Here is a 19,105-nt window from a genome sequence, read left to right as displayed (position 1 = left end):
GTCAGTCCCAGTTGCCGATGTCAGCATCCGGCCCTTCGCCCCCCGGCTTGCCATCCGCACCCATCGAGAACAGGTCATACCGGCCACCCGACCGGGTGCCCGGAATGACATACTGATAGGGATTGCCCCAGGGATCATTCTGCACGCGCCGGATATAGCCGCCCGGGCGATACAGCGTCAGGTCAACCCCCGGCGGCGGGGAGGAGAGCGCGGCAAGGCCCTGTTCCTGTGTCGGATAGGTGTAGAGGTCGAGGCTGTATTGTTCGAGCGCGTTCTCGAGATTGGCGATGTCGGCGCGCGCCTTGGTGATCCGCGACCGGTCGCCGACCGGCGCAACGTTGATGATGATCAGCGTCGCCAGGAGGCCCATGATGAACACAACCACCATCAGCTCGACCAGCGAGAAGCCCGCTTCGCCCTTGCGGCTGCGGGCGCGTTCTTCTTGAGGGGAAATTGCGTGCATGGTTGCCTCCTTCAGCCGAGGGCGAGGGTGTTGAGCTGCATGATCGGCAGCATGATGGACAGGACGATTGTGCCGACGATGCCGCCGAGCAGGATGATGATGACCGGCTCGAGCAGGCCGAGCGCGACATTGGTCGAGGTTTCGAATTCGGATTCGAGGAAGTCTGCCGCCCGGTTCATCATGGCCGGCACATCGCGCGCAGCCTCGCCGCTGGCGACCATATGCGTCATCAGGGGCGGGAACACGCCGGTTGCTTTCATGGCGCCGGACAGGGTGCCCCCGCGTTGCACCGATTCCATGATCGAACCGGCCGCATCGCGGAAGACGAGATTGCCCATCGCGTTGCGGGCCCCGGCGAGGCTTTCAAGGACCGTTGCTCCGGAGGCGGACAGTGTTGCATGGATGCGCGCAAAGCGCGCCGCCGAAATCTTCCGGCTGAGTTCGCCAATGTAAGGCAGGCGCAGCATCAGCGCGTCCCATTTCCGGCGCAGCGCCTCGGCCTTAAGGGCGCGGTGGAGGATGAGGCCGCTTAGGGCGGCCGCACCCAGGAACCAGAGGCCCCAGTCGCGGAAGAAGTTCGACAGCGCGATCACCCCCTGCGTCAGCGGCGGCAGTTCCGAAGCGCCCAGCATGGCAAACTGCTCGACCAGTTTCGGCACGACCCAGACCATCAGGGCACTGACCATCAGCAGCGCCGTGACGCCCAGGATCGCCGGATAGATCATCGCCGAGCGCACCATCGTCTTCAGCCGGTAGCTGCGCTCCAGATGGCCCGCGAGCTGGTCCAGCACCGCGCCGATGCGCCCCGATGCCTCGCCCGCGGCGACCACGGAACGGTAAAGCGGCGGGAAGGCTTTTGGCGCGCCGCGCAGCGCTTCGGCAAAACTCGTGCCCTCCATGACGCGCGAGCGTACACCGAGCAGCAATGCACGCTGGCCGGACTTGCCGCCATCCCCGGCCGCCGCCGTCAGCGCCTGTTCCACAGTCATGCCGGAGAGGAGCAGCACCGAGAGCTGCCGCGTCAGCAGCGTGCGTTCCTTTTCCTTGAGCTTGACGGCCTTGCCGAAGCCGCCGGCGGCCTCACCGCGTGTCTCGGACAGCGAGACCGGCGTCAGCTGGCGTGCACGAAGCTCCCGCCGCGCGGCGCGGGCCGTATCTGCGGAGATGACGCCGCTCGTGCGCCGTCCGTCCGCTGTCAGGGCCTTGTATTCAAACGCTGCCACCGAACCAAGCCTCCCGGCGGCAGACATAGAGCAGTTCCTCGGCGCTCGACTCTCCGCTCAGCACATGCCGCAATCCGTTCTGGAACAGCATATCATAGCGGGCAAAGGCCACGCGCTCAATTTCTTCCTCGGTTGCGCCCTCATGGATCATCCGGCGGATGCCGCCGTCCACAACGAGCAGTTCATAGACGCCGAGACGGCCATCATAGCCGGTATGGTTACAGGACGGGCAGCCCTTCGCCTGGTAGAGTAGCGGCGCGCTGTCCGGCGCGAGGCCGAGGCGCTCCAGCAGGGCAGGCGTAGGCGTGTAGGCCTCCTTGCAGTGCGGGCAGAGCTGGCGCAGCAGCCGCTGGGCGAGGATTGCGCGCAGCGTCGAGGCGAGCAGGAAACTCTCCACCCCCATATCGCGCAGGCGCGTGATGGCACCCGCCGAGCTGTTGGTGTGGATCGTCGACAGGGCGAGGCGGCCCGTCAGCGCGAATTCGAGCGCCACCTCGGCCGTCTCCACATCGCGGATCTCGCCGACCATGACGATATTGGGGTCATTCCGCAGGATCGAGCGCAGCGTGGCTGCAAAGGTCAGGCCGACCTTGTGATCCATCGGCGTCTGGCTGATGCCGTCGAGGCCGTATTCGACGGGGTCTTCCAGCGTCATGATATTGACGCGGCCCGTATTCAGAACGGCCAGCGCCGAATAGAGCGTCGTCGTCTTGCCGGAGCCCGTCGGGCCGGTCACAAGGATCACGCCGTTCGGCTCGCTCAGCGCGCTGCGGAACCGGCCGAGCGTATCCGTGTCCATGCCGAGGCTTTCGAGCCCCAAAAGCGCCTGGCGCGTATCGAGCAGGCGCAGCGCCACCCGCTCGCCATACCGCGTCGGCAGCGTCGCGACCCGCACATCCAGCGCCCGCCCGCCCAGCGACAGCGAAATACGCCCATCCTGCGGCATCCGCTTCTCGGCAATGTCCAGGCGGCTCATCACCTTGATGCGCGAGACGAGCGGCGCGGCCACCCGGCGCGAGGCGGAGAGCACTTCCTGCAGCTCCCCGTCAATCCGGTAACGGACGGTCAGCTTGTCCTCGAACGGATCAATATGGATGTCGGAGGCGCGGCGGCGGATCGCGTCCTGCAGCAGGCCGTTGATCAGGGTAATGATCGGTGCATCGCCATCGCCCGCCAGCAGGTCTTCCGTCTGCGGAAGGCCGTCGAACAGGGTTTCGAGGTCATCGGCGCGGCCGGCTGCGGCCTCGGCTGCGCGCCCGTCAATGCCCGACTGGCCGAAACTTTCAGACAGCTGGCGTTCAAACTTCCCGCTGGTCATCGCTTCGAGTTCTGCCGGTATGCCGGTCACCCGTGCCGCTTCCAGAACGGCCAGTGGATCTGCGCCTTCGCGCACAGCAAAGGTCAGGGCGGCGCGCCCCGGAATGACGGCCACGCCCTTGTCCCGTGCAAAGGCATAGGTGACCTGGGAGCGGGACATGAGCCGGTTATCTCTGCGGGGGAGCCGGCGGCATGGCCGGGCCGGTCGTGCCGAGGACTTCGCGAACATACCGGTCAATCGAGGCATCGCCGGGAACGCCGCGCATCAGTTCCTCACCCTGCACATAGAGATATTTCTGCGCAGTGGCGGCCTGAGCATCTTCCCGGCTGCGCACGATTGTCGGGCGCAGGAACACCATCAGGTTCGTCCGTGTAGAGCCTTTTCCCTCTGAACGGAAAAGCCGGCCGACACCCGGAATATCCCCGAGGATCGGAACTTTCGAGGTCCGGGTCGTATCCGTCTGTTCGATCAGGCCGCCGAGGACAATGATCTCACCATCATCGGCCAGCACGCTGGCCTTGATCTCCCGCTTGTCGAGGATCAGGTCCGGCGTCACGGTCCCGATGGAGCCGAACACGCTGGAGACCTCCTGACGGATATCGAGGCGTACGGTGTTGTTCTCGCCGATCCGCGGTGTGACCTCCAACTGGATACCGACATCCTGCCGCTCGACCGTGCGGAAGGGATTGGAGTTTGCATCGCCCAGCACCTGGCCGGTCGTGACAGGTATTTCCTGGCCCACGATCAGCGCGGAAGTCGAATTGTTCAGCGTCATGCCGAACGGCGTCGATAGGATGCGCGAGGCCGTGTCGTTCTGGACCGCATTCAGGATTGCGCCGAACAGCGTGTCCCCGGATGTACCGCCCACGCCCAGCGTCAGGCCGGAGGAGTTCGTCAGTGAGCTGACGGCAGCATCCCTGAACGGGTTGACGGAAGACGGGTTGGAAAAGCCGTCCGTGACCAGCGCTCCGGCGAGCGCCAGGAGGTTCGGCGCGGCCCGCGAGAAGTTCGTCGAAGCGAAGGGGATGGCATTGTTGCCGGTGCCCGACAGCAGGAATTGCAGGCCCAGTTCCCGCGCCGCGTCATCCGACATCTCGACGATGATTGCCTCGACCATCACCTGCGGGCGGCGCACATCCAGCGCCGTGACGACCTTTTCCATCGCAAGGATGGTCTCAGGGCTCGCGCTGATGATCAGCGAGTTGGTGGCATCATGATGCGCAATCGTCTGGGAGAGCGCGGACGTATCCGAAGCCGCGCGCTGCGCGGCCATGCTGGCGCCGACGCGCTCGAGGATCGGCACGACTTCAGCGGCATTGGCATAATTCAGGGTAATGACCTTCACATGGTCACGCTGCGGGTTCGTCTGGTCGAGATCCTGCGCGACCCGCTTTGCCCGCGCGACCGTGGCAGCATCGCCCCGGAGGATCACCGAATTGCTAGTCATCGACGCGACCGCCGAGAACCGCCCTTGCGCAGATTGCGACGCCTGCGCCTCCGCGCCGTTGAGGCGCGTCAGAACCGTTTCCATCTCTGTCGCCGGAATATTCCGTAGCGCGACGGTTTCAACGACCGTCTGGTCACGGTCGAGCGTCTCGATTACCCTCCGCACCCGGTCGATGTTCGAAGCATAGTCGACGATGACAAGTGTGTTCGTGCTCGAATTGGCCACGACCTGCCCCTGATGGTCGAGGATCGGCTTGACCATCTGGGCGACTTCCATCGCATTCGCCCGTTCGAGCTTGATGATTTCGGTCAGGAAGGCATTGGCGCCGCTGCCGCTCATCGGCGCCTCGCTCGAGGCGAGGTTGCGCGGCAGGATGCGGTAGGTATCGCGCCCCGCCGGGACAGCAACAAAACCCTGGATACGCAGGGTCGTCAGGAAGACCTGGAACAGCTCCTGCGTCGTCATCGGGGTCTGGGAGACGACCGAAACCCGCGCACGGCGCACATCCGGATGGGTGATGAAGGTGTAGCCGGTGAGGACCGAGATATCCTCGATCAGCGTGTTCAGCTCGACATCATCAAGTTTCAGGACGTGCCGGTCGCCATTCGCCGGGGTGGTCTGGGCAGCTGCCAGCTGCGTCGAGGTAATGGCAGCAGCCGCCGCCAGCAGGAAACGCGCGTTCATTGGGCGAGGCCTGTATCCGTCGTCAGACGTACACGGACGATCATGCCATGGCGCACGACATCCAGCGCCACATCATTTCCGGCCCCGATGGCGCTCTGGATCATGTCGGGCCGCATACCTTCAAGGCTCTGCCCGTTGACGCGCAGGACGAGATCGCCGGGCTCAAGGCCCGCCTGTTCGAAATGCCCCTGGCCGCGCGGATTGACCCGGTAGCCCGAGACCTGCCCATTGCGCGTCTCCGGCTGGAAGGCGAGGTCGCTCATCAGCAGCGCAGGCGTGACCGCCGGGCTGCGAGCTCCGGCTGGCGCCGGAGCAGGGCCGGCTGGCCGGACACTGCCGGCTTGGGGCAAAGGCGTCCTGCCATCCGGCGCCGACAGGGCGCGGGCGCCGGCCTGCGGGCGCGTCAATTCTTCCAGCCGCCCGTTCACACGCAGGAAAACCCGGTCTGCGGTCACGGCTTCCAGCGTCGCGCCGCTGACCACCAGTTGTCCCGGTTCAAAGCGCTTATGGCTGCCATCGGGCAGCAGGATGATCGCAGAGCCGCCCTGTTCATCGCTCGAAGCCGAGCGCAAGCCGGTGAGCTTGAGGTTCAGGCTCGTGGGCGGGGCAGACAGTTCCTCCGCTGCCGGCGGCGCGCGGAAAGGGTTGGATGTCAGCAGGATATTGCCAGCCGGGGCCGCCGCAGACTGTGTAGCCATATGCGGCGTGTTTGCCCGCGGCATATCTGCAATCACGGCGCCGCTTTCCGGACCGGCGGCGATCCAGGCAAGTCTCGCGAGCATCAGGCCGGCGGCCAGCGCAAGCGCCCCTTCCGCCGCAGATCGCCCGGCTTGGCTCAACGTGCCGGGGAGGGCGATGTCCAGACCAGCAAGCCTCATCGGGTGCGCCTTTTTACCAAGTTTCTTCCATGCTTAAGCATATGAATGCGACAGTTACGAGACGTTCAGCGCCCGCCCGGAGGGTATTCCGCCAGTTCAGTTGGAGCGTGTCCCGGCTGCAACGGTTTGGCAAGGCCCTACCCGTGAAAGGCGAAAGGCACGGGCGCGCCAGAATAGCCCGCCCGTGCCGTATTGACCTACAAATTCAGGGAACCTGCAAGGATCGGCCTTTATCAGAAGTTGGCGCTGAGGCCGATTGAGAAGGTCGTTCCCAAATCGTACCGGTTGACGTCGATCGACCCGCCAAAGCCCGACTGGGTTTCGCTGAACTCGTTTCCGAGAAGATTCTGGGCCTTGAAGTCAAAGCCGAAATCCCGGCCACCGAGCGTGAACCCCTTCTTGTAGACAATGTCCACACCTGTTCCCGGTTCATCGATGAAGTCCGGCAGGTTGCCGGGGGCCCGGCCTGTGGTCCGCTCGCTCGCATAGTTGATGAGCAGGGTCGCCTGAGACCGGTTGGTCTCGTCCTGCCAGCCAAGCTGCAGGTTAGCCAGATGCTGGGACTGGCCGGTCAGCCGTTCGCCATCGATGAAGAAGTCCGTCGCATTCCGCGGCTGGCCCCGTGCCTGCAGCGGGAAAACCTGATCGCCTTCACTGACCCGTATTTTGGAGTCCGAGTAGGTGTAGTTCGCCTGCACGAACAGGTCCTTCGTATCGAAGAACGAGCCGGCGCTTGCGAAGGGGGTTTCGAAGACCTTCTTGAACTCGACTTCAGCGCCCCAGAGGTCCGCCTTCGGGGCATTCAGGAAGGTCTGGAACACCGACGCGCTCTGGGTGGTCACGACCGCTTCCACCGGACGGTCGATCTGTTTGTAGAACACACCGAGGGTGAAGGCCTGTCCCCGGTCGAAATAGCGCTCATACCGGGCATCAAGGTTCAGGAACTCCGTATCCGTCAGGTACGGGTTTCCGATGAAAGTCCGGTTGCTGTCCGGATCGAAGAATTGCTGTTCGGCCAACTCCCGGAACTGGGGACGCCCGATGCTCTTCGAAGCACCAAGACGCAGCTGCTGGTCTTCCGCGAAGTTCCAGGTCAGCGTTGCCGCCGGCAGGAAGTATTGCTCTTCCTTCTCGGGCGGCGCCTCCGGCACACCCTCGCTCGAGATGATGTTCAGCGGCACGACCCGCTGCGTCGCATCCTCGAAACGAACCCCGAAGGCAGCCCGAACGAGCGGCATGATCTCGGCATCGACCTTGCCATACACGCCCAGCACTTCCAGCTCCGCATTATGCGCCGAAGCCCCGCCCGAAGGTGTCACTTCGCGCAGCATGAACTGGTCAGGATTGATGTTGAAATTGGCAAACAGGAAGTCCGGCCGCTGCTGGAAGACCAGGAAGTTCAGCGACGGGTCGCCGCTGTTGTTGATGAAGCCGAAGATCCGGGTCTGTGCAGACCGCTCGCTCTTCTGGGCTTCGATACCGGCGGAGTATTCGATGTCGCGCAGGGCCGAGAGTGGCTGCACATATTTCACATCGACCGCGCCGCCATAGACCTTCTCGTCCAGATAGCTGAAGCTGATGCTGTTGTCGGAATTGCCGCCCGGATAGGTATAGCGCCCGACCAGCGGGTTGAAGCCAAACCGAGTGTTCATTTCATACGGCGCATCACGCTTCGTCTGCGACAGGGCCGTGCGCCAGTCGAGGGTCCACGGACCGCGGAAATGGCGGCCGTTGAGCTGGGTGCTCATCAGCTCACGCTCATACCAGCCCGTCCGCTCGTCGCGCACATCGGCAGCCCGCAGGCCGTCGAAACCTTCGCGTGCGAAGGTCAGCTTGGTGGTGCGGCGGACATAGAGGTTCGTCCAGTCGATTCGGTCATCGCCAAAGTCGAGACCGAGGCCGAACAGGCCATCCCAGCCAATCTTGTGATCGGTCTGGACGTAGTCATAGAAGCTCTCTGGAGCAACAACGCCACCCTCGAGCACGCCGTCTTCGGACCGGCCATTCCGGGTCTGCCAGCCATTGCTGTAGCCCAGCACGGCGATCACGCCGAGGTCGAACCCGCCGAAGTCGAACTTGCGCCCGCCGGAGATCGAGGCACTGCCATCAGCGGGGATACTGTCATTGCGCTGGAGCAGGCGCAGCGGGGCATTGGTGAAGGCCTGGCCCATATGCACCAGTTCTTCATCCGTGAAGGTGGGCGACTGGATGCGCTGTCCCGTGGTCATCGCCCGGCGGACCGGAGCAGGGAGCTTGCGCGCGCCATTGTCGAAGCCGAGACCATCCGTCTGCGAACCATAATGCGTCAGGCCGGACTGGCCGGTCGTCTCGGTATTGTAGCTGCCGCCGACGCTGACCGTCAGGAAGTTTTCATTCGGCACGTTGAGCGTGCGCAGGTCGATGATCCCGCCGCCGAACTCACCCGGATATTCGACCGAATAGGTCTTCTGGACAAGGACGTTCTCAAGGATCTTCGTCGGGAACAGGTCGAGCGGAACAACCCGCTGCAGTGGCTCGGGGCTCGGCAGCGGCGAACCATTGAGGCGCGCAGCAGAATAGCGCTCGCCAAGGCCGCGCACATAAACAAACTTGCCCTGCGCGATGCTGAGGCCGGTCACGCGCGCCAGGGCGGCGGCCGCGTCGGAATCGCCCTGACGGGCCAGGTCTTCCGGCCCGAGGAAGGCAGCAACTTCAGAAGTGCTGCGCAGCACTTCCGGGATGAAGCGGCCGAGCACGACAACTTCGTTCAGCGTCAGGCCGGCGTCAGCGGTTTCAGCCTCGCTATCAGCCGGCTCCTGGGAATAGGCGAGAGAGGGGGCCAGCAAGGCTGTGGAAGCCACAAGCAGTGCCCGCAATGACAGAGAGGGGAAGGTCATGGATCTGGGTCCCGAAAGGATGCGTCGTCTCGATATGGCAGATCGGGGAGGCGGCCACCGGCTGCCTCCCCGCAATTGTCAGCCGGCGGATCAGCAGGCCGGTGTGGTCGGCAGGCCGCAGGTCCAGCCCTGGTACCAGGTGTCGTTCGCATCCCGGACGGCGCCGATATAATCGACGGGCGTCAGATAGCTGGCGATCGAAGCCGGCAGGGCGTTCGGGGAAGCGCTTTGCGGCAGGGCAAGGATGTTCGTCGCCGGCACTGCGTTCTCATTGGCGCCGTTGATGAAACCGTTGATCAGCGTCGAGGTGCCAGCCTTGACATTGTTCGAGCCGGCCACATCCAGGATTGAGTCAACCTGAGCATTGGTCACGCCGCCCGAGCCGAGCACAGCCCCGCCATCGCAGGACATGAAGACCGAGCGGAACACCGGACCATTGCCCCCGAAATTGTTCGGGTTGTTCAGCGTGTCCGCGTTGGCCACCTGGAGACACTGGACCCCATTGTTTGCTGTGACCACCGAGTTGAACACCTGGCCGACATGGCCGGTATTGTGCACGATGCCAGCCCGGCGCTGGCCAGCAGCAGTCAGTGTGGTGCGCTGAACGATCGTCCAGTTGGCATAGACCGGGCGGGTTGCCAGCAGGTTGTTCGTGGTGGTTGACGGCCGGTTGCTGGTTTCGAAGCCGTAATCGCCACCAGCGGTGCGCTGATAGGCGATGCCGAACTGGGCAGCGCCGCGCCAGCCGGAGTCGGTGTCGAACTGGTCGTCATCGCTGCCGGTGATGACGATGTATTTGAGGTTCACGTTACCGCCGAAGATCTCGATACCATCGTCCGAGCTGTTGTGGACCTGGACGTATTCGAACGTCGTCCCGTGACCCACGCCGGCGAGGGTGATGCCGTTCAATTCGTTGTTCGGGGCGATTTCGAAGCCAGAATACATCACGCGGAGGTACTGGATCCGGCCGCTGTTGTCCGCCGGAGAGATACCGCCGTAGAATGCGTTGGAGCCTTCCACCTGCGCTTCGCAGGCGATGTTCGGAAGCGAGGTCACGCCGGCCGGGCAGCCATCGCGCGTCGGGGCGCGGCCGTTGATCACAAGACCGCCCCACTGGCCGATCGAGTTCTCGTTCGTCGTGCCGGCGACGCTCTGGCGGCTGGTCATGATGATCGGCTTCTCGGGCGTGCCTTCCGCAAAGATCAGCGAGCCGCGATTGACGAGCAGGTAGTCGAGGCCGGCGCTGCCGAAGATCGTCACGCCCGGTTCGATGGTCAGGATGCCTTGCGCACCGCCAGGAAGGGGCGAAGTTGCGTCGGGGCCAAGGTCGATGCCGACGCGGGTCTGGCCCGAAACGGAGTAGATCGTGCCCTCACGCTCCGGAACGACGAGCGCGCCGGTGATCGTCTGCGGCAGCTGGCAGATGCGGCGATTGGAAATGGTGCCGACGTTTGCGAAGCCAGCAGGGCAATCAGCAGCCGGACCACCTGTCGGCGGGGCCGGCGGACCCGGCGGGGGCGGCGCCGGAGGAGCCGGCGGCGGGGCAGGCGGCGGAACGAAGGCACCAACGCCCGGTGAAGCAACGCCGTCGGCGCCGGTGCAAGCGCCCAGCAGTGCAACTGCTGCACAGCCCAACAGCACCGCGCGGAATTTGTTCGAGGTCATGAAAGTCTCCGTCGTGAACCCTGAGCGGGCGCGCGGACGGCCCCTGCCGTCCCGCTCGCCAGACGATGACATCCGCCTGCCCGCGGATCGGAGCCTTAGGGGCGATTTGCAACACTTGCAGGAAGGTTGCGTGACAGTTCGATGAACAGTTAACTCTGGTTCAGACTCCGTAGCGAAATAGTCACACTACAGATTATTGGAGTATTCCAGGGGGAACATGTCACCCCATCCACGTTCACGGAACCATTTCGTGATGACATACTTAACGCCCTTGCGGACCTTCATGCCGTGATGGATCGTGTACGGATTAACGCTTCCGTCCGGGTTCAGATTGTTCCAGATCACAGCCTTGCCCTTTTCGGGCATGATGGTCTTCTCAAGCCGGCGGAAGCGCGTGCCGCCGCCTTCTTCGACATCATTGAGATAGATCATGAAGGTCCAGGTGCGCTGGCCCGTATATTGGCAATGGACCTGATAATCGCGCGTGCCGGGTGTGAAATAGTCATAGTGCGCCTTGTATTCCTGATCGACATCATAGCGCTGGGTCTGCGTCGCATCGGAATATGACCAGTGAATTCCGATGGCCTCCGCAATCAGCTCGTCCAGCTGCATGACGAGGTTATGGCCAAGGCATCCGATATCCGAGGATCTGGATGTCCGGATCTTCGGATCTGCAAAGGCATCGGTCGTATCAGACTTGCGCAGGCGTTCATCCGTCAGGGCAATCAGCGCGTCGCAGGTCTCCGGCGCCAGGAAACCGGGCCAAACATAGAGCTGCGCCTTGTTCACCGGCACCCGGCGCAGGGCAGGGTGGGTCAGGGCGCGCCGCGTGACCGGCGCATTCGCCAGTGCCAGATGGTCCACATCCGACACCGGCCGGCGGCCCCCATAGGCTTCCTGCATCAGGGCACGGATGCCGTCTTCGGCAAATCCATGCTGCAGCAATTGCCGGCGAACCTCATGCGGCTCGACCCCTGCGCGCAGGCGCACCCAGGTGAAAGTCATCCATTCGTCATTCACGGCAGGCATCTTCATCACACCTCTTCCTTCGCTGAAGGGCGTAGGCAACAGATGTGACAACCGGATGACGCCCCGTGTGCGCGGAGGCAGCCTTCCAAGGCTCAATGAAAGAGCCAAAAATATGTATCTACTCGACACATATTTGTCATGATGCTATTGTGACAGTTATGTTAACCAAAGCATCCAAGATAATGGCACTCCTGGCATTGGCGGTTGCGATGCCTTCTGTGTCTCTCGCCCAATCCTGTCCGGATACGCAGGCGCAGGCCGCCGAAACCCGGCCTGAACCCTCTGTCTCAGCGCTCGAGACCGCGTTGACCACGAGGATCGACTCAGCCCGCGCTCACGAGGGACTGTCATCCCTCGAGTCGCATCCTGTGCTGGCGGAGATTGCCGCGCGCCACGCCCGGGACATGGCAGAGCGCGCCTACGCCGCCGACGTCACACCTGAAGGCGATTCGCTGCTGGATCTCGTCCGCCAGGAAGACCGGCAATCCCTATACAGTGCATTCGGCGCCAATATCCTGATCGCCGGGGCAGGGGCATCGGCGGACCAGCTTCACGCGGCCATGATGCAATCGGCTGACAATGCTGCCAATGTTCGCCGGGCGGGCTTCAGCCATTCCGGCATCGGCTCGGTCGAACAGGATGGCCGCATCTATGTGGTCCAGCTTTTCGCCCGGGTTGACGGCGCGCTGACCGAACCCCTGCCGGTTCAGGCTGGCTCTGCACCAGCCCTCCGCACAGCGCTGACCGGCGCCCGGATGGTCCCGGTCAGCTGGTCGGTCAATGCTCCCGACGGCGCGCTCCTGCTGCGGGGCAGCGGAGATCGGCTGCGCGATGGCCGGGGCAAGGCGGTGGAAGGCTATCTCAATCTCGACGTCGCCGTCGGCCAGGACGTCTACACCCTTCGCGGGCCCTTTGTCCGGCTCGATTGAGCCCGGATCCGGGCGCTGAGAATCGAAAAGGCCGGCGCAGTGCACCGGCCTTTTTTGAGTCGCACCCCGGACGGGACAATCCTCAGTCGGTCGACAGCGCCCGCAGCACCTTCGCCATGGCTTCCAGCTTCGGCACGGAATTGGTGCGGTCGATCAGCGCATGGCAGCGTGCCCGCGCTTCGCTCACCGGATCGCGCTTATCGTTGCCGCCGGCTTCCGATGACTGGAACAGCTCCGAAATCGGCACCCTCAGGGCACGCGCGACATTCGACAGCATCCCGGCGCTGAGGCGGTTGGTGCCTGTCTCATACTTCTGCAGTTGCTGATGGCTGATGCCCAGTTCCTGGCCGAGTTCCGAAAGGGTCAGGTTCTGCGCCACACGAAGTTCGCGGATTTTCTCACCGACCAGCTGATCAACCCTGGTGGGCGAGCGGGAACCGGCTGCCCTGATTTCGTCTTGTACCATATCTACACCTTTAGGTTTTCAGCATCGTGCAAAACACATCCTGTGTAAGCAACCTTGGGGGTTATCAAGTTTCTGAAACACAAGGCCGGCGTGGTTTTACAGTTGCGTGCTTGCATCAGGCGCTGCCAGCACGCGCGCCGATAGAAAATCCCTATAGTATCAATAGTCTCTCTTCCAGCGGATGGAGAGCCGTGTCTCGCCGGTCGAGCGCGCTTCCGAGGTCACCGACAGCTGCGGACGCGGCTGCCATTCAACCTCCACTGAATTTCCGGCCGCTCCGGCGCTCGTCACCTCGAGATAGACGTCCGGAGCAAGGTACTGCCCGACGCCGATTTCCGTCTGCCCGTCCTCATCCATCCCGACGCGAAGCCGGTCGAGGCCCAGCCCGGCCTGCAGTCCCCCCAGCGGATCGAGAATCGGGCGCTGCCCGCTGAGCCGGGCAATCGACCCGGCAAGCTCTGCAGCCTCCAGCGGCGAAAGGTCCATCACCGAGCGCCCGAACAACATTCGCGAGAGGATCTCATCCGGCGGAAGGTCCGGCCGGCTCGACAGGTCGATTCGCGGCTGTGCGGGCGGCCCGCTCAGGTCCACCCGCGCGGTGAACCCGTTCACCTGCCGCTCGGCGCTGATCGCAATGCGCGCGGTATCCAGCGGCCCGTCAAATGTCAGCTGTCCAGAATCGAACACGAAGGGCCTGCGCGCGAGTTCGAGTTCCCCGCGCACAAGCGTCGCCCGTCCGTTCAACAGCGGCGCTGCGGGGCTGCCCGTCACGGCAAGCTGCACGCCCCATTCGCTGTCGAGGCCACGTCCGCTGATAAAGATCCGCCGGTCGGACGCGACGCTCAGATCGAACCGGATGGGCTTTTCGAGGACCGGGACTGCTTCCTCCTCGGTTATGTCCTCTTTCCACCGAACATTCAGGGTACGGACGGAAGGGCCGGGCAGGTTGTCGAGCGAGAAGGCTGCTTCGTCGATAGTCAGCGCGCCGGTCACAAGCCGGGCATCGGCTGTATCGCGCAGCGCCGCATTGCCCGACAGCCGGACCCGGTCACGGTTGCGGTCATAAACGAGCAGCCGGCTCAGCCGCAGGTCAATGCGCTCCTCGGTAGCGCCGCCCATACGGCCGCTTGCGGTCAGGCTGCCCCCCTCGGCGCCCGCACCATTGGCATCAACCGATAGCGCGCCATTCCGCAGCGCCGCATCCATCGTGATCCGGTTCAGGTTCAGCCCCATTGCGCCGTATTCGTAGACGCCGTCGCGCAGGCTGGCTGTGCCGTCGATATTCGGGGCATCAAGCGAGCCGTTGAGCGTGAAGCGCGACTCCAGGCGCCCGCCAATATCGTGCCCATAGGCCAGCGTGATCAGCCGGATGGCCGCAAGGTCGCCCGCAAACTGCCCGTTGCCCTGCAAGGGAGCCTCGCGGTTCAGCGCCACAAGGATGTCCTCCCTGGCGGTGACAGGCAGCACCGCCGTGAACGTGCCTCCGAGCGTCGGCCCATAGCCCGCGCTCCCGCCGAGCCGCAGCGCCGCCGCGTCGAGCGTTCCGTTCACGTCCAGGCTGATGGCACCATCGAGGCCGGTCACCGGGCTGCTGGTGCGGATATCGAAACGGCCCGAAGGGTTCGTTCCGAAAGGCCGGAACCGGCCCTCGCCATTGATCCGCGCAGACGACACCGGCACCCGGTAGAGGGAGAGCAGGGGGCCTGCGTCCACATTATCGAGCCCGAAAGTGAATTCCGGCTCACGCTGCACAAGGCCAAGCCGCGCGGTCAGCCCGCCGCCCAGCACGCCGACATCGGCATTGAACTCGGGCACATCGCCAAGCCGCCAGACCGCATCCCGGCGGGTCTCGATGGCTTGTCCGAACACCCGGCCGGAGAGCCGGAGCGTTCCTTCCGGAACATCCCCGTCAAGCCGCGCGGTGCCCGACAGGCGCACATCTGCCAGCCGGTCGCGGCTGCCATCTTCGATCCTGGCCGCATAGGTGTAGCCGCCATTGACGGTGCGGACATTCCCGCTGATCCGGCCGATCCGGGTACCGCCCGCCAGCACCGTATCGCGGACATCCGCGTCAAGGCGTACACTGATCGCCTCGCCGGGGATCTGGCGCACGGCAGCCTCAACGGAAAGGCTGCTCGCGCTCGACCCGGCATAGTTCAGGTCTTCGCCGGTCAGGCGCGCATCCAGGGTCAGGCCGCCCGCATCGCGGATATCCGCCTCTCCGGCGATCCTCAGCCCGGCAAAAAAACCGGCAATATCGGAAATTCCCGTTGCGCCCTCGCGCCGGTCCAGAATTGCAGAAATCTCGACCCGCTCGCCCTCATAGCGCCCGCCGACGCGCACCGGCCCCGTAATGGTGTCGCCGCGCTGCTCCAGCCGCGCCGACACGCGGACATTGCTGACCACATCCGAGCCGTACTGCAGAGCGCCGTCGCTGCTCGAAGCCGTAATCAGAAGAGCGTCGCCCGGACGGCTCAGCTGCGCTGTGATCTCACCGAGTGAGACGCTGGCGCCGGAGGTCTCAAGGTTCGCGGTCTGCGTCGCGGTCAGGTCCAGCGCAAGGCCGCTCTGCCCGGCAAGCTGGCCGGTGACAGACGCTTCCGCTCCCGGAAGACGCAACCGCAGGCCACTGGTCGTCACCTCGCCGCCGGCGATGCGCACACTGCCCGCCAGCTGACCATTGCCGGCGATCACCGGCTCCAGCGCGTCCGGCCCCGACACGCCGCGCAGGTTCAGCGCCACGGAGGCCGCGAGGGCATTGAATGAGCCTTCCAGCGAAACAAGTCCTTCAGCCGCGCCGCCAAATCCGGGCACAAAAGCCGCAATCGACTGGCGCGCCCGGCCCGACAGCGACAGCCTCTGCTCAGCCACCGCGACCCGGCCATTCAGGGTGAGCGAGCCGGTCTGATGTTCGAGCCTGGCTGTATCGAGGATGACTTCACTGGTTCCTGTCTCGAAACGCCCGCGCATCACCAACCGAGGCGTCCGTCCAAGGGCCGCATCCACCTGCTCGCCGAGCGCAAACGGCCCGAAGAGGTCCAGCTCCCCTTCAAAGGGCAGGCTGCCATCCCGGTAGCTGACCGAGACCTGCCCGGCCGCGGCCTCGAAGGGAAGCGGCGAGGTCTCCGCAGGGATCAGCCGCAGGAGGCCCGCATAATCCGTCCCGGCCCGCGTATGGCTGAGCTGGCCATCCAGGTGCAAGCCGGCCCCGTCCGTCCAGAAAGGCTCCAGCGAGGCAAGGTCCAGCCAGACCGAAGCCGGGCCCACCAGTTCGCGCCGCTCGGTATCGGCGGTGCCCGACAACCGGACCTCGCCTTCCTCGACAAGCGCAACGAACTCGAACGGCACATTCCGCGCATTCAGGTCAGCCATCAGGGCCGCTTCGGCTTCATCCCCCAGGAACGCCGCGATGTTGGCGGGGAGGGGCAGGCCGGCCGCGTTGAGGCGTGCGGCGGTGTTCAGCACACCTTCCTCGATCTTGCCGGACAGGGAGAGCATGTCCTGCCGGTCAACCAGGAAACGGGCCTCTGCCACGCCGTTGCGCAGATCCCCGCCGCCGCTGGCTTCCAGCCGCCCCGCAGAGCCTTCCGGCAGCTCCAGCAGGTGCGAGAAGAACCCGCCCGCCGGCGCATCCGCAATCACCGTCACATCAAACCGCCGCGAGGCAGTCATCACGACCAGCAGGTCCACCCGGTCCCCGCGCCCTTCAATAGGGCGCAGCCGCAGCGCCGCGTCCAGCGAGCCGTTATGCGCCTGCACGAACCGCGCGCTGATCTCCGAGGAAGATCGCGGCCCGGCAACATCATCGGCGAGCACCAGTTCGCCCACCGAAAGCGAAGTCAGCTGGATCTGCCAGCTGCCCCCACCAGAGGAAGGCTCCGGCCGGTCCTCGCGCACCGGGCGGGAGAGGACATCAATCCGACGCGCCCTTATTTCCGAAACCTGCACAGACCGCGTCAGCAGGCCCATCGGCGACCAGGTCAGCCGCAAATCCTGCGCCTCGATCCAGGCGCCGTCTTCCTGTTCGATGGAGAGTTTGGCGATAGCCATGGAGGACAGGGGATCGCCCGTCAGCGCGTAGATCCGGATGCGTCCGTACCCCGCGATATCCGTGCCGTTGATGCGGGAGACGATGAAGTCCCGCCCGCTATCGGTCGTGATCCATACCCGCACCGCAGCGGCAAGCCCCGCAAGGCCCGCGACGGCGACCAGTGCGCCCGTCAGCCAGGGATGCCGCCGCAGCCAGCTGCGGGGAGGGGCAGGCGTCTCCATCAGAAGGCCTGCCCGATCGAGACATAGATCTGCACCGGCGCGTCTCCTTCCCGGCGCTGCAGGGGCGCAGCGATATCGAACCGGATTGGCCCGAAGCCCGGATAATAACGCACACCAAGGCCAATGGCTGCCTTGCTCTCTGCAAAGACATTGCCGGCATCATCGCTGGCTGCACCCGCGTCAACGAACGCGGCATAGCCAAACCGCTCTGACCGGCGCCAGCGCAGCTCTGCCGAAGTGGAGAACAGTCCCCGCCCGCCGATCAGCACGCCGGTGGGATCGCGCGGTGACAGGCTCTGGTATTCATACCCGCGCACGGTGCCGCCGCCGCCAGCAAAGAACAACCGGTCCGCCGGCACCGCCGAGGAGCCCGAGAAGGCACCATATTCAGCGCGCACGGCCAGCACCAGCCCGTCGGCAATTTCCCGGTAGGTCGAGGCCGAGACCTGCATCCGCGTATAGCCCGGCGTGCCGCTGCCGAGCGAGATGCCGCTCTCGACGCCTGCAAAACCGCGAATGCCCGATTGCGGGTCCAGCGCATTGTCCACATCGGTGTAGGTGGCAGATACCGGCACAGCAAAGGTCAGCTGGTCGCGCTCGCCGAGGAAGAGGCGTGTGCGCTGGTCGGTCGTGCGCGTTGCATCCACTGCTGCGCCAACGGAAACCAGAAGCTGCCTGGAAAAAGGCTGCGCCAGCGCGGCGCCGACCTTCAGGCCCAGCAAGTCGAAGGCCTGGGTCTCAATCTCGCGGACCCCGGCCTCCGCCGTCAGGGTCCGTCCGAACCGGCCGATATTTGGCCGTTCATATTCCGTCACCAGTTCGCGCCGCAGCGTCGCGGCTGTCGCCCTCACCGAGACCTTGTCGCCGCGCCCGGTGATGTTGCGCCGTTCCCAGAAGGCATCCGCACCGATGCCTTCGGTCGTGGAGGCCGACACACCCGCCCCGAATGTCCGCGCCTTCGCCTCAGCGAGCGTTACCGTCACATCATGCAGCCCGTTCGCGTCCGGTTCAGCCGCAATCTCGACACCGATCCCTTCATAGAGACCCGTGGACCTGAGCCGCGATCGCAGCCGGTCAATCGTGCGCGGGGAATAAAGGTCGCCGGGCCGCCAGGTTCGGAGCACCCGGACGGTGCGCTGCTCGCGCTCGGTCTCGGGCCCGGAAGCAATCAGTTCGCCCAGCCGCACCTGCGGGCCCGGCACAAGCATATAGGTGATCTCGACATCGGCGTCGGTCCGCGAGGCCAGCGCGTCGATCCCCGGGCTCGTCGCAAAGGCATACCCGTTGCGCAGCAAGATCGCGACCAGTTCCGATTCGATTCGCTCGATCTCGCTCGCCCGCACCGGGCTGCCGGCAGGCAGCGAGGCGGCAGCCTGCCTCAGCCCGCGCTGTGTCTCGGCATCCACCGCGTCAATGCCGGCGATTTCAGCCGATGCAATCCGGAACATCGGTCCCGTCTCGACTCGCAGCAGCGGCGGCCGGTCAAGGCTCGTGATGTCTTCCGGAACCGCTTCGGCGGCCAGATACCCCTCGGAGGCGAGAAACTCCTCGACCGTTCGCGCCGCCGTCTGGGCCCGGTTGCGCAGTTCCAGCACGCTGCGCGGGGCCGGATCGTCGCGGTTCAAAAGGGCCGAGGCGCGAGGCGCCAGCTGCGGCGGCATTCCGCTCAACCTGTAGGCCCCATTTGATGTGCTGACTTCGCCGGAATCCGAAGGGCCACCGCCAAACGAGGCACACGCCGTCAGCGCGCCAAGGGCGCAGGCGCTGGCCATCGGCCTCAGCCGGATCAGGGCGGGGTTCAGCGGGCCCGGTTTCATCTCTCTGTCATTTCAGCATTCTGCTGCCTCGATGCTCT

The 19,105-nt window shown here is 64.7% G+C and carries 12 protein-coding genes; 1 reads left to right on the top strand and 11 read right to left on the bottom strand.

Annotated elements, in window-relative coordinates; translation table 11 throughout:
* Position 1 precedes the first annotated feature (1 nt).
* The 8 genes from gspG to ACK4SV_RS06715 all read right to left on the bottom strand — a co-directional run bounded on the left by gspG (position 2) and on the right by ACK4SV_RS06715 (position 11,589).
* Positions 2-463 (bottom strand): type II secretion system major pseudopilin GspG, encoded by a 462-nt coding sequence (gene gspG / locus ACK4SV_RS06750; protein ID WP_409917049.1) that lies wholly within the window; start codon positions 461-463, stop codon positions 2-4.
* 11 nt (positions 464-474) lie between these two features.
* Positions 475-1,713, bottom strand: coding sequence for a type II secretion system F family protein (locus ACK4SV_RS06745; protein WP_409917048.1), 1,239 nt, complete (start codon positions 1,711-1,713; stop codon positions 475-477).
* Entirely contained in the window at positions 1,673-3,163 is a 1,491-nt protein-coding gene (locus ACK4SV_RS06740; RefSeq protein WP_409917047.1) for a GspE/PulE family protein, read from the bottom strand. Before ACK4SV_RS06740 ends, ACK4SV_RS06745 begins: the two co-directional genes overlap by 41 nt.
* Positions 3,164-3,170: 7 nt before the next feature.
* On the bottom strand, positions 3,171-5,135 hold the full coding sequence (gene gspD / locus ACK4SV_RS06735) for a type II secretion system secretin GspD (protein WP_409917046.1): 1,965 nt from the start codon (positions 5,133-5,135) through the stop codon (positions 3,171-3,173).
* A complete protein-coding gene (locus tag ACK4SV_RS06730) occupies positions 5,132-6,013 on the bottom strand; it encodes a type II secretion system protein N (RefSeq protein WP_409917045.1) in 882 nt (293 codons plus the stop codon). The genes gspD and ACK4SV_RS06730 overlap by 4 nt, the downstream gene beginning before the upstream one ends.
* A gap of 233 nt (positions 6,014-6,246) precedes the next feature.
* Positions 6,247-8,889, bottom strand: coding sequence for a TonB-dependent receptor domain-containing protein (locus ACK4SV_RS06725; RefSeq protein ID WP_409917044.1), 2,643 nt, complete (start codon positions 8,887-8,889; stop codon positions 6,247-6,249).
* Between the two features lie 90 nt (positions 8,890-8,979).
* Positions 8,980-10,554, bottom strand: a complete 1,575-nt coding sequence (locus ACK4SV_RS06720) for a hypothetical protein (RefSeq protein ID WP_409917043.1) — start codon at positions 10,552-10,554, stop codon at positions 8,980-8,982.
* 186 nt (positions 10,555-10,740) lie between these two features.
* A complete protein-coding gene (locus ACK4SV_RS06715) occupies positions 10,741-11,589 on the bottom strand; it encodes a prolyl hydroxylase family protein (protein ID WP_409917042.1) in 849 nt (282 codons plus the stop codon).
* A gap of 203 nt (positions 11,590-11,792) precedes the next feature.
* Here ACK4SV_RS06715 and ACK4SV_RS06710 point away from each other — a divergent pair, with 203 nt between their 5' ends.
* On the top strand, positions 11,793-12,512 hold the full coding sequence (locus ACK4SV_RS06710; RefSeq protein WP_409917041.1) for a CAP domain-containing protein: 720 nt from the start codon (positions 11,793-11,795) through the stop codon (positions 12,510-12,512).
* A gap of 82 nt (positions 12,513-12,594) precedes the next feature.
* Here ACK4SV_RS06710 and ACK4SV_RS06705 read toward each other — a convergent pair whose 3' ends face one another.
* The 3 genes from ACK4SV_RS06705 to ACK4SV_RS06695 form a co-directional block, all read right to left on the bottom strand.
* Complete coding sequence (locus tag ACK4SV_RS06705; RefSeq protein ID WP_409917040.1) at positions 12,595-12,978, bottom strand: helix-turn-helix domain-containing protein; 384 nt, start codon at positions 12,976-12,978, stop codon at positions 12,595-12,597.
* A 159-nt stretch (positions 12,979-13,137) separates the two neighbouring features.
* Positions 13,138-17,250, bottom strand: coding sequence for a translocation/assembly module TamB domain-containing protein (locus tag ACK4SV_RS06700; protein WP_409917039.1), 4,113 nt, complete (start codon positions 17,248-17,250; stop codon positions 13,138-13,140).
* Positions 17,250-19,067 (bottom strand): autotransporter assembly complex protein TamA, encoded by a 1,818-nt coding sequence (locus ACK4SV_RS06695; protein WP_409917038.1) that lies wholly within the window; start codon positions 19,065-19,067, stop codon positions 17,250-17,252. Before ACK4SV_RS06695 ends, ACK4SV_RS06700 begins: the two co-directional genes overlap by 1 nt.
* Positions 19,068-19,105: the final 38 nt, after the last annotated feature.

This window comes from Hyphomonas sp. (assembly GCF_046313735.1).
Lineage (GTDB): Bacteria > Pseudomonadota > Alphaproteobacteria > Caulobacterales > Hyphomonadaceae > Hyphomonas.
This window is presented reverse-complemented; position numbering and strand designations above follow the sequence as displayed.

Excerpts from the sequence above, each read along its gene's own strand:
- ACK4SV_RS06730 (WP_409917045.1), bottom strand. The coding sequence starts at position 6,013 with ATGAGGCTTGCTGGTCTGGACATCGCCCTCCCCGGCACGTTGAGCCAA.
- ACK4SV_RS06720 (WP_409917043.1), bottom strand. The coding sequence starts at position 10,554 with ATGACCTCGAACAAATTCCGCGCGGTGCTGTTGGGCTGTGCAGCAGTT.
- ACK4SV_RS06705 (WP_409917040.1), bottom strand. The coding sequence starts at position 12,978 with ATGGTACAAGACGAAATCAGGGCAGCCGGTTCCCGCTCGCCCACCAGG.
- ACK4SV_RS06725 (WP_409917044.1), bottom strand. The coding sequence starts at position 8,889 with ATGACCTTCCCCTCTCTGTCATTGCGGGCACTGCTTGTGGCTTCCACA.
- ACK4SV_RS06710 (WP_409917041.1), top strand. The coding sequence starts at position 11,793 with ATGCCTTCTGTGTCTCTCGCCCAATCCTGTCCGGATACGCAGGCGCAG.
- ACK4SV_RS06745 (WP_409917048.1), bottom strand. The coding sequence starts at position 1,713 with ATGTCTGCCGCCGGGAGGCTTGGTTCGGTGGCAGCGTTTGAATACAAG.
- gspG (WP_409917049.1), bottom strand. The coding sequence starts at position 463 with ATGCACGCAATTTCCCCTCAAGAAGAACGCGCCCGCAGCCGCAAGGGC.
- ACK4SV_RS06695 (WP_409917038.1), bottom strand. The coding sequence starts at position 19,067 with ATGAAACCGGGCCCGCTGAACCCCGCCCTGATCCGGCTGAGGCCGATG.
- gspD (WP_409917046.1), bottom strand. The coding sequence starts at position 5,135 with ATGAACGCGCGTTTCCTGCTGGCGGCGGCTGCTGCCATTACCTCGACG.
- ACK4SV_RS06700 (WP_409917039.1), bottom strand. The coding sequence starts at position 17,250 with ATGGAGACGCCTGCCCCTCCCCGCAGCTGGCTGCGGCGGCATCCCTGG.
- ACK4SV_RS06740 (WP_409917047.1), bottom strand. The coding sequence starts at position 3,163 with ATGTCCCGCTCCCAGGTCACCTATGCCTTTGCACGGGACAAGGGCGTG.
- ACK4SV_RS06715 (WP_409917042.1), bottom strand. The coding sequence starts at position 11,589 with ATGAAGATGCCTGCCGTGAATGACGAATGGATGACTTTCACCTGGGTG.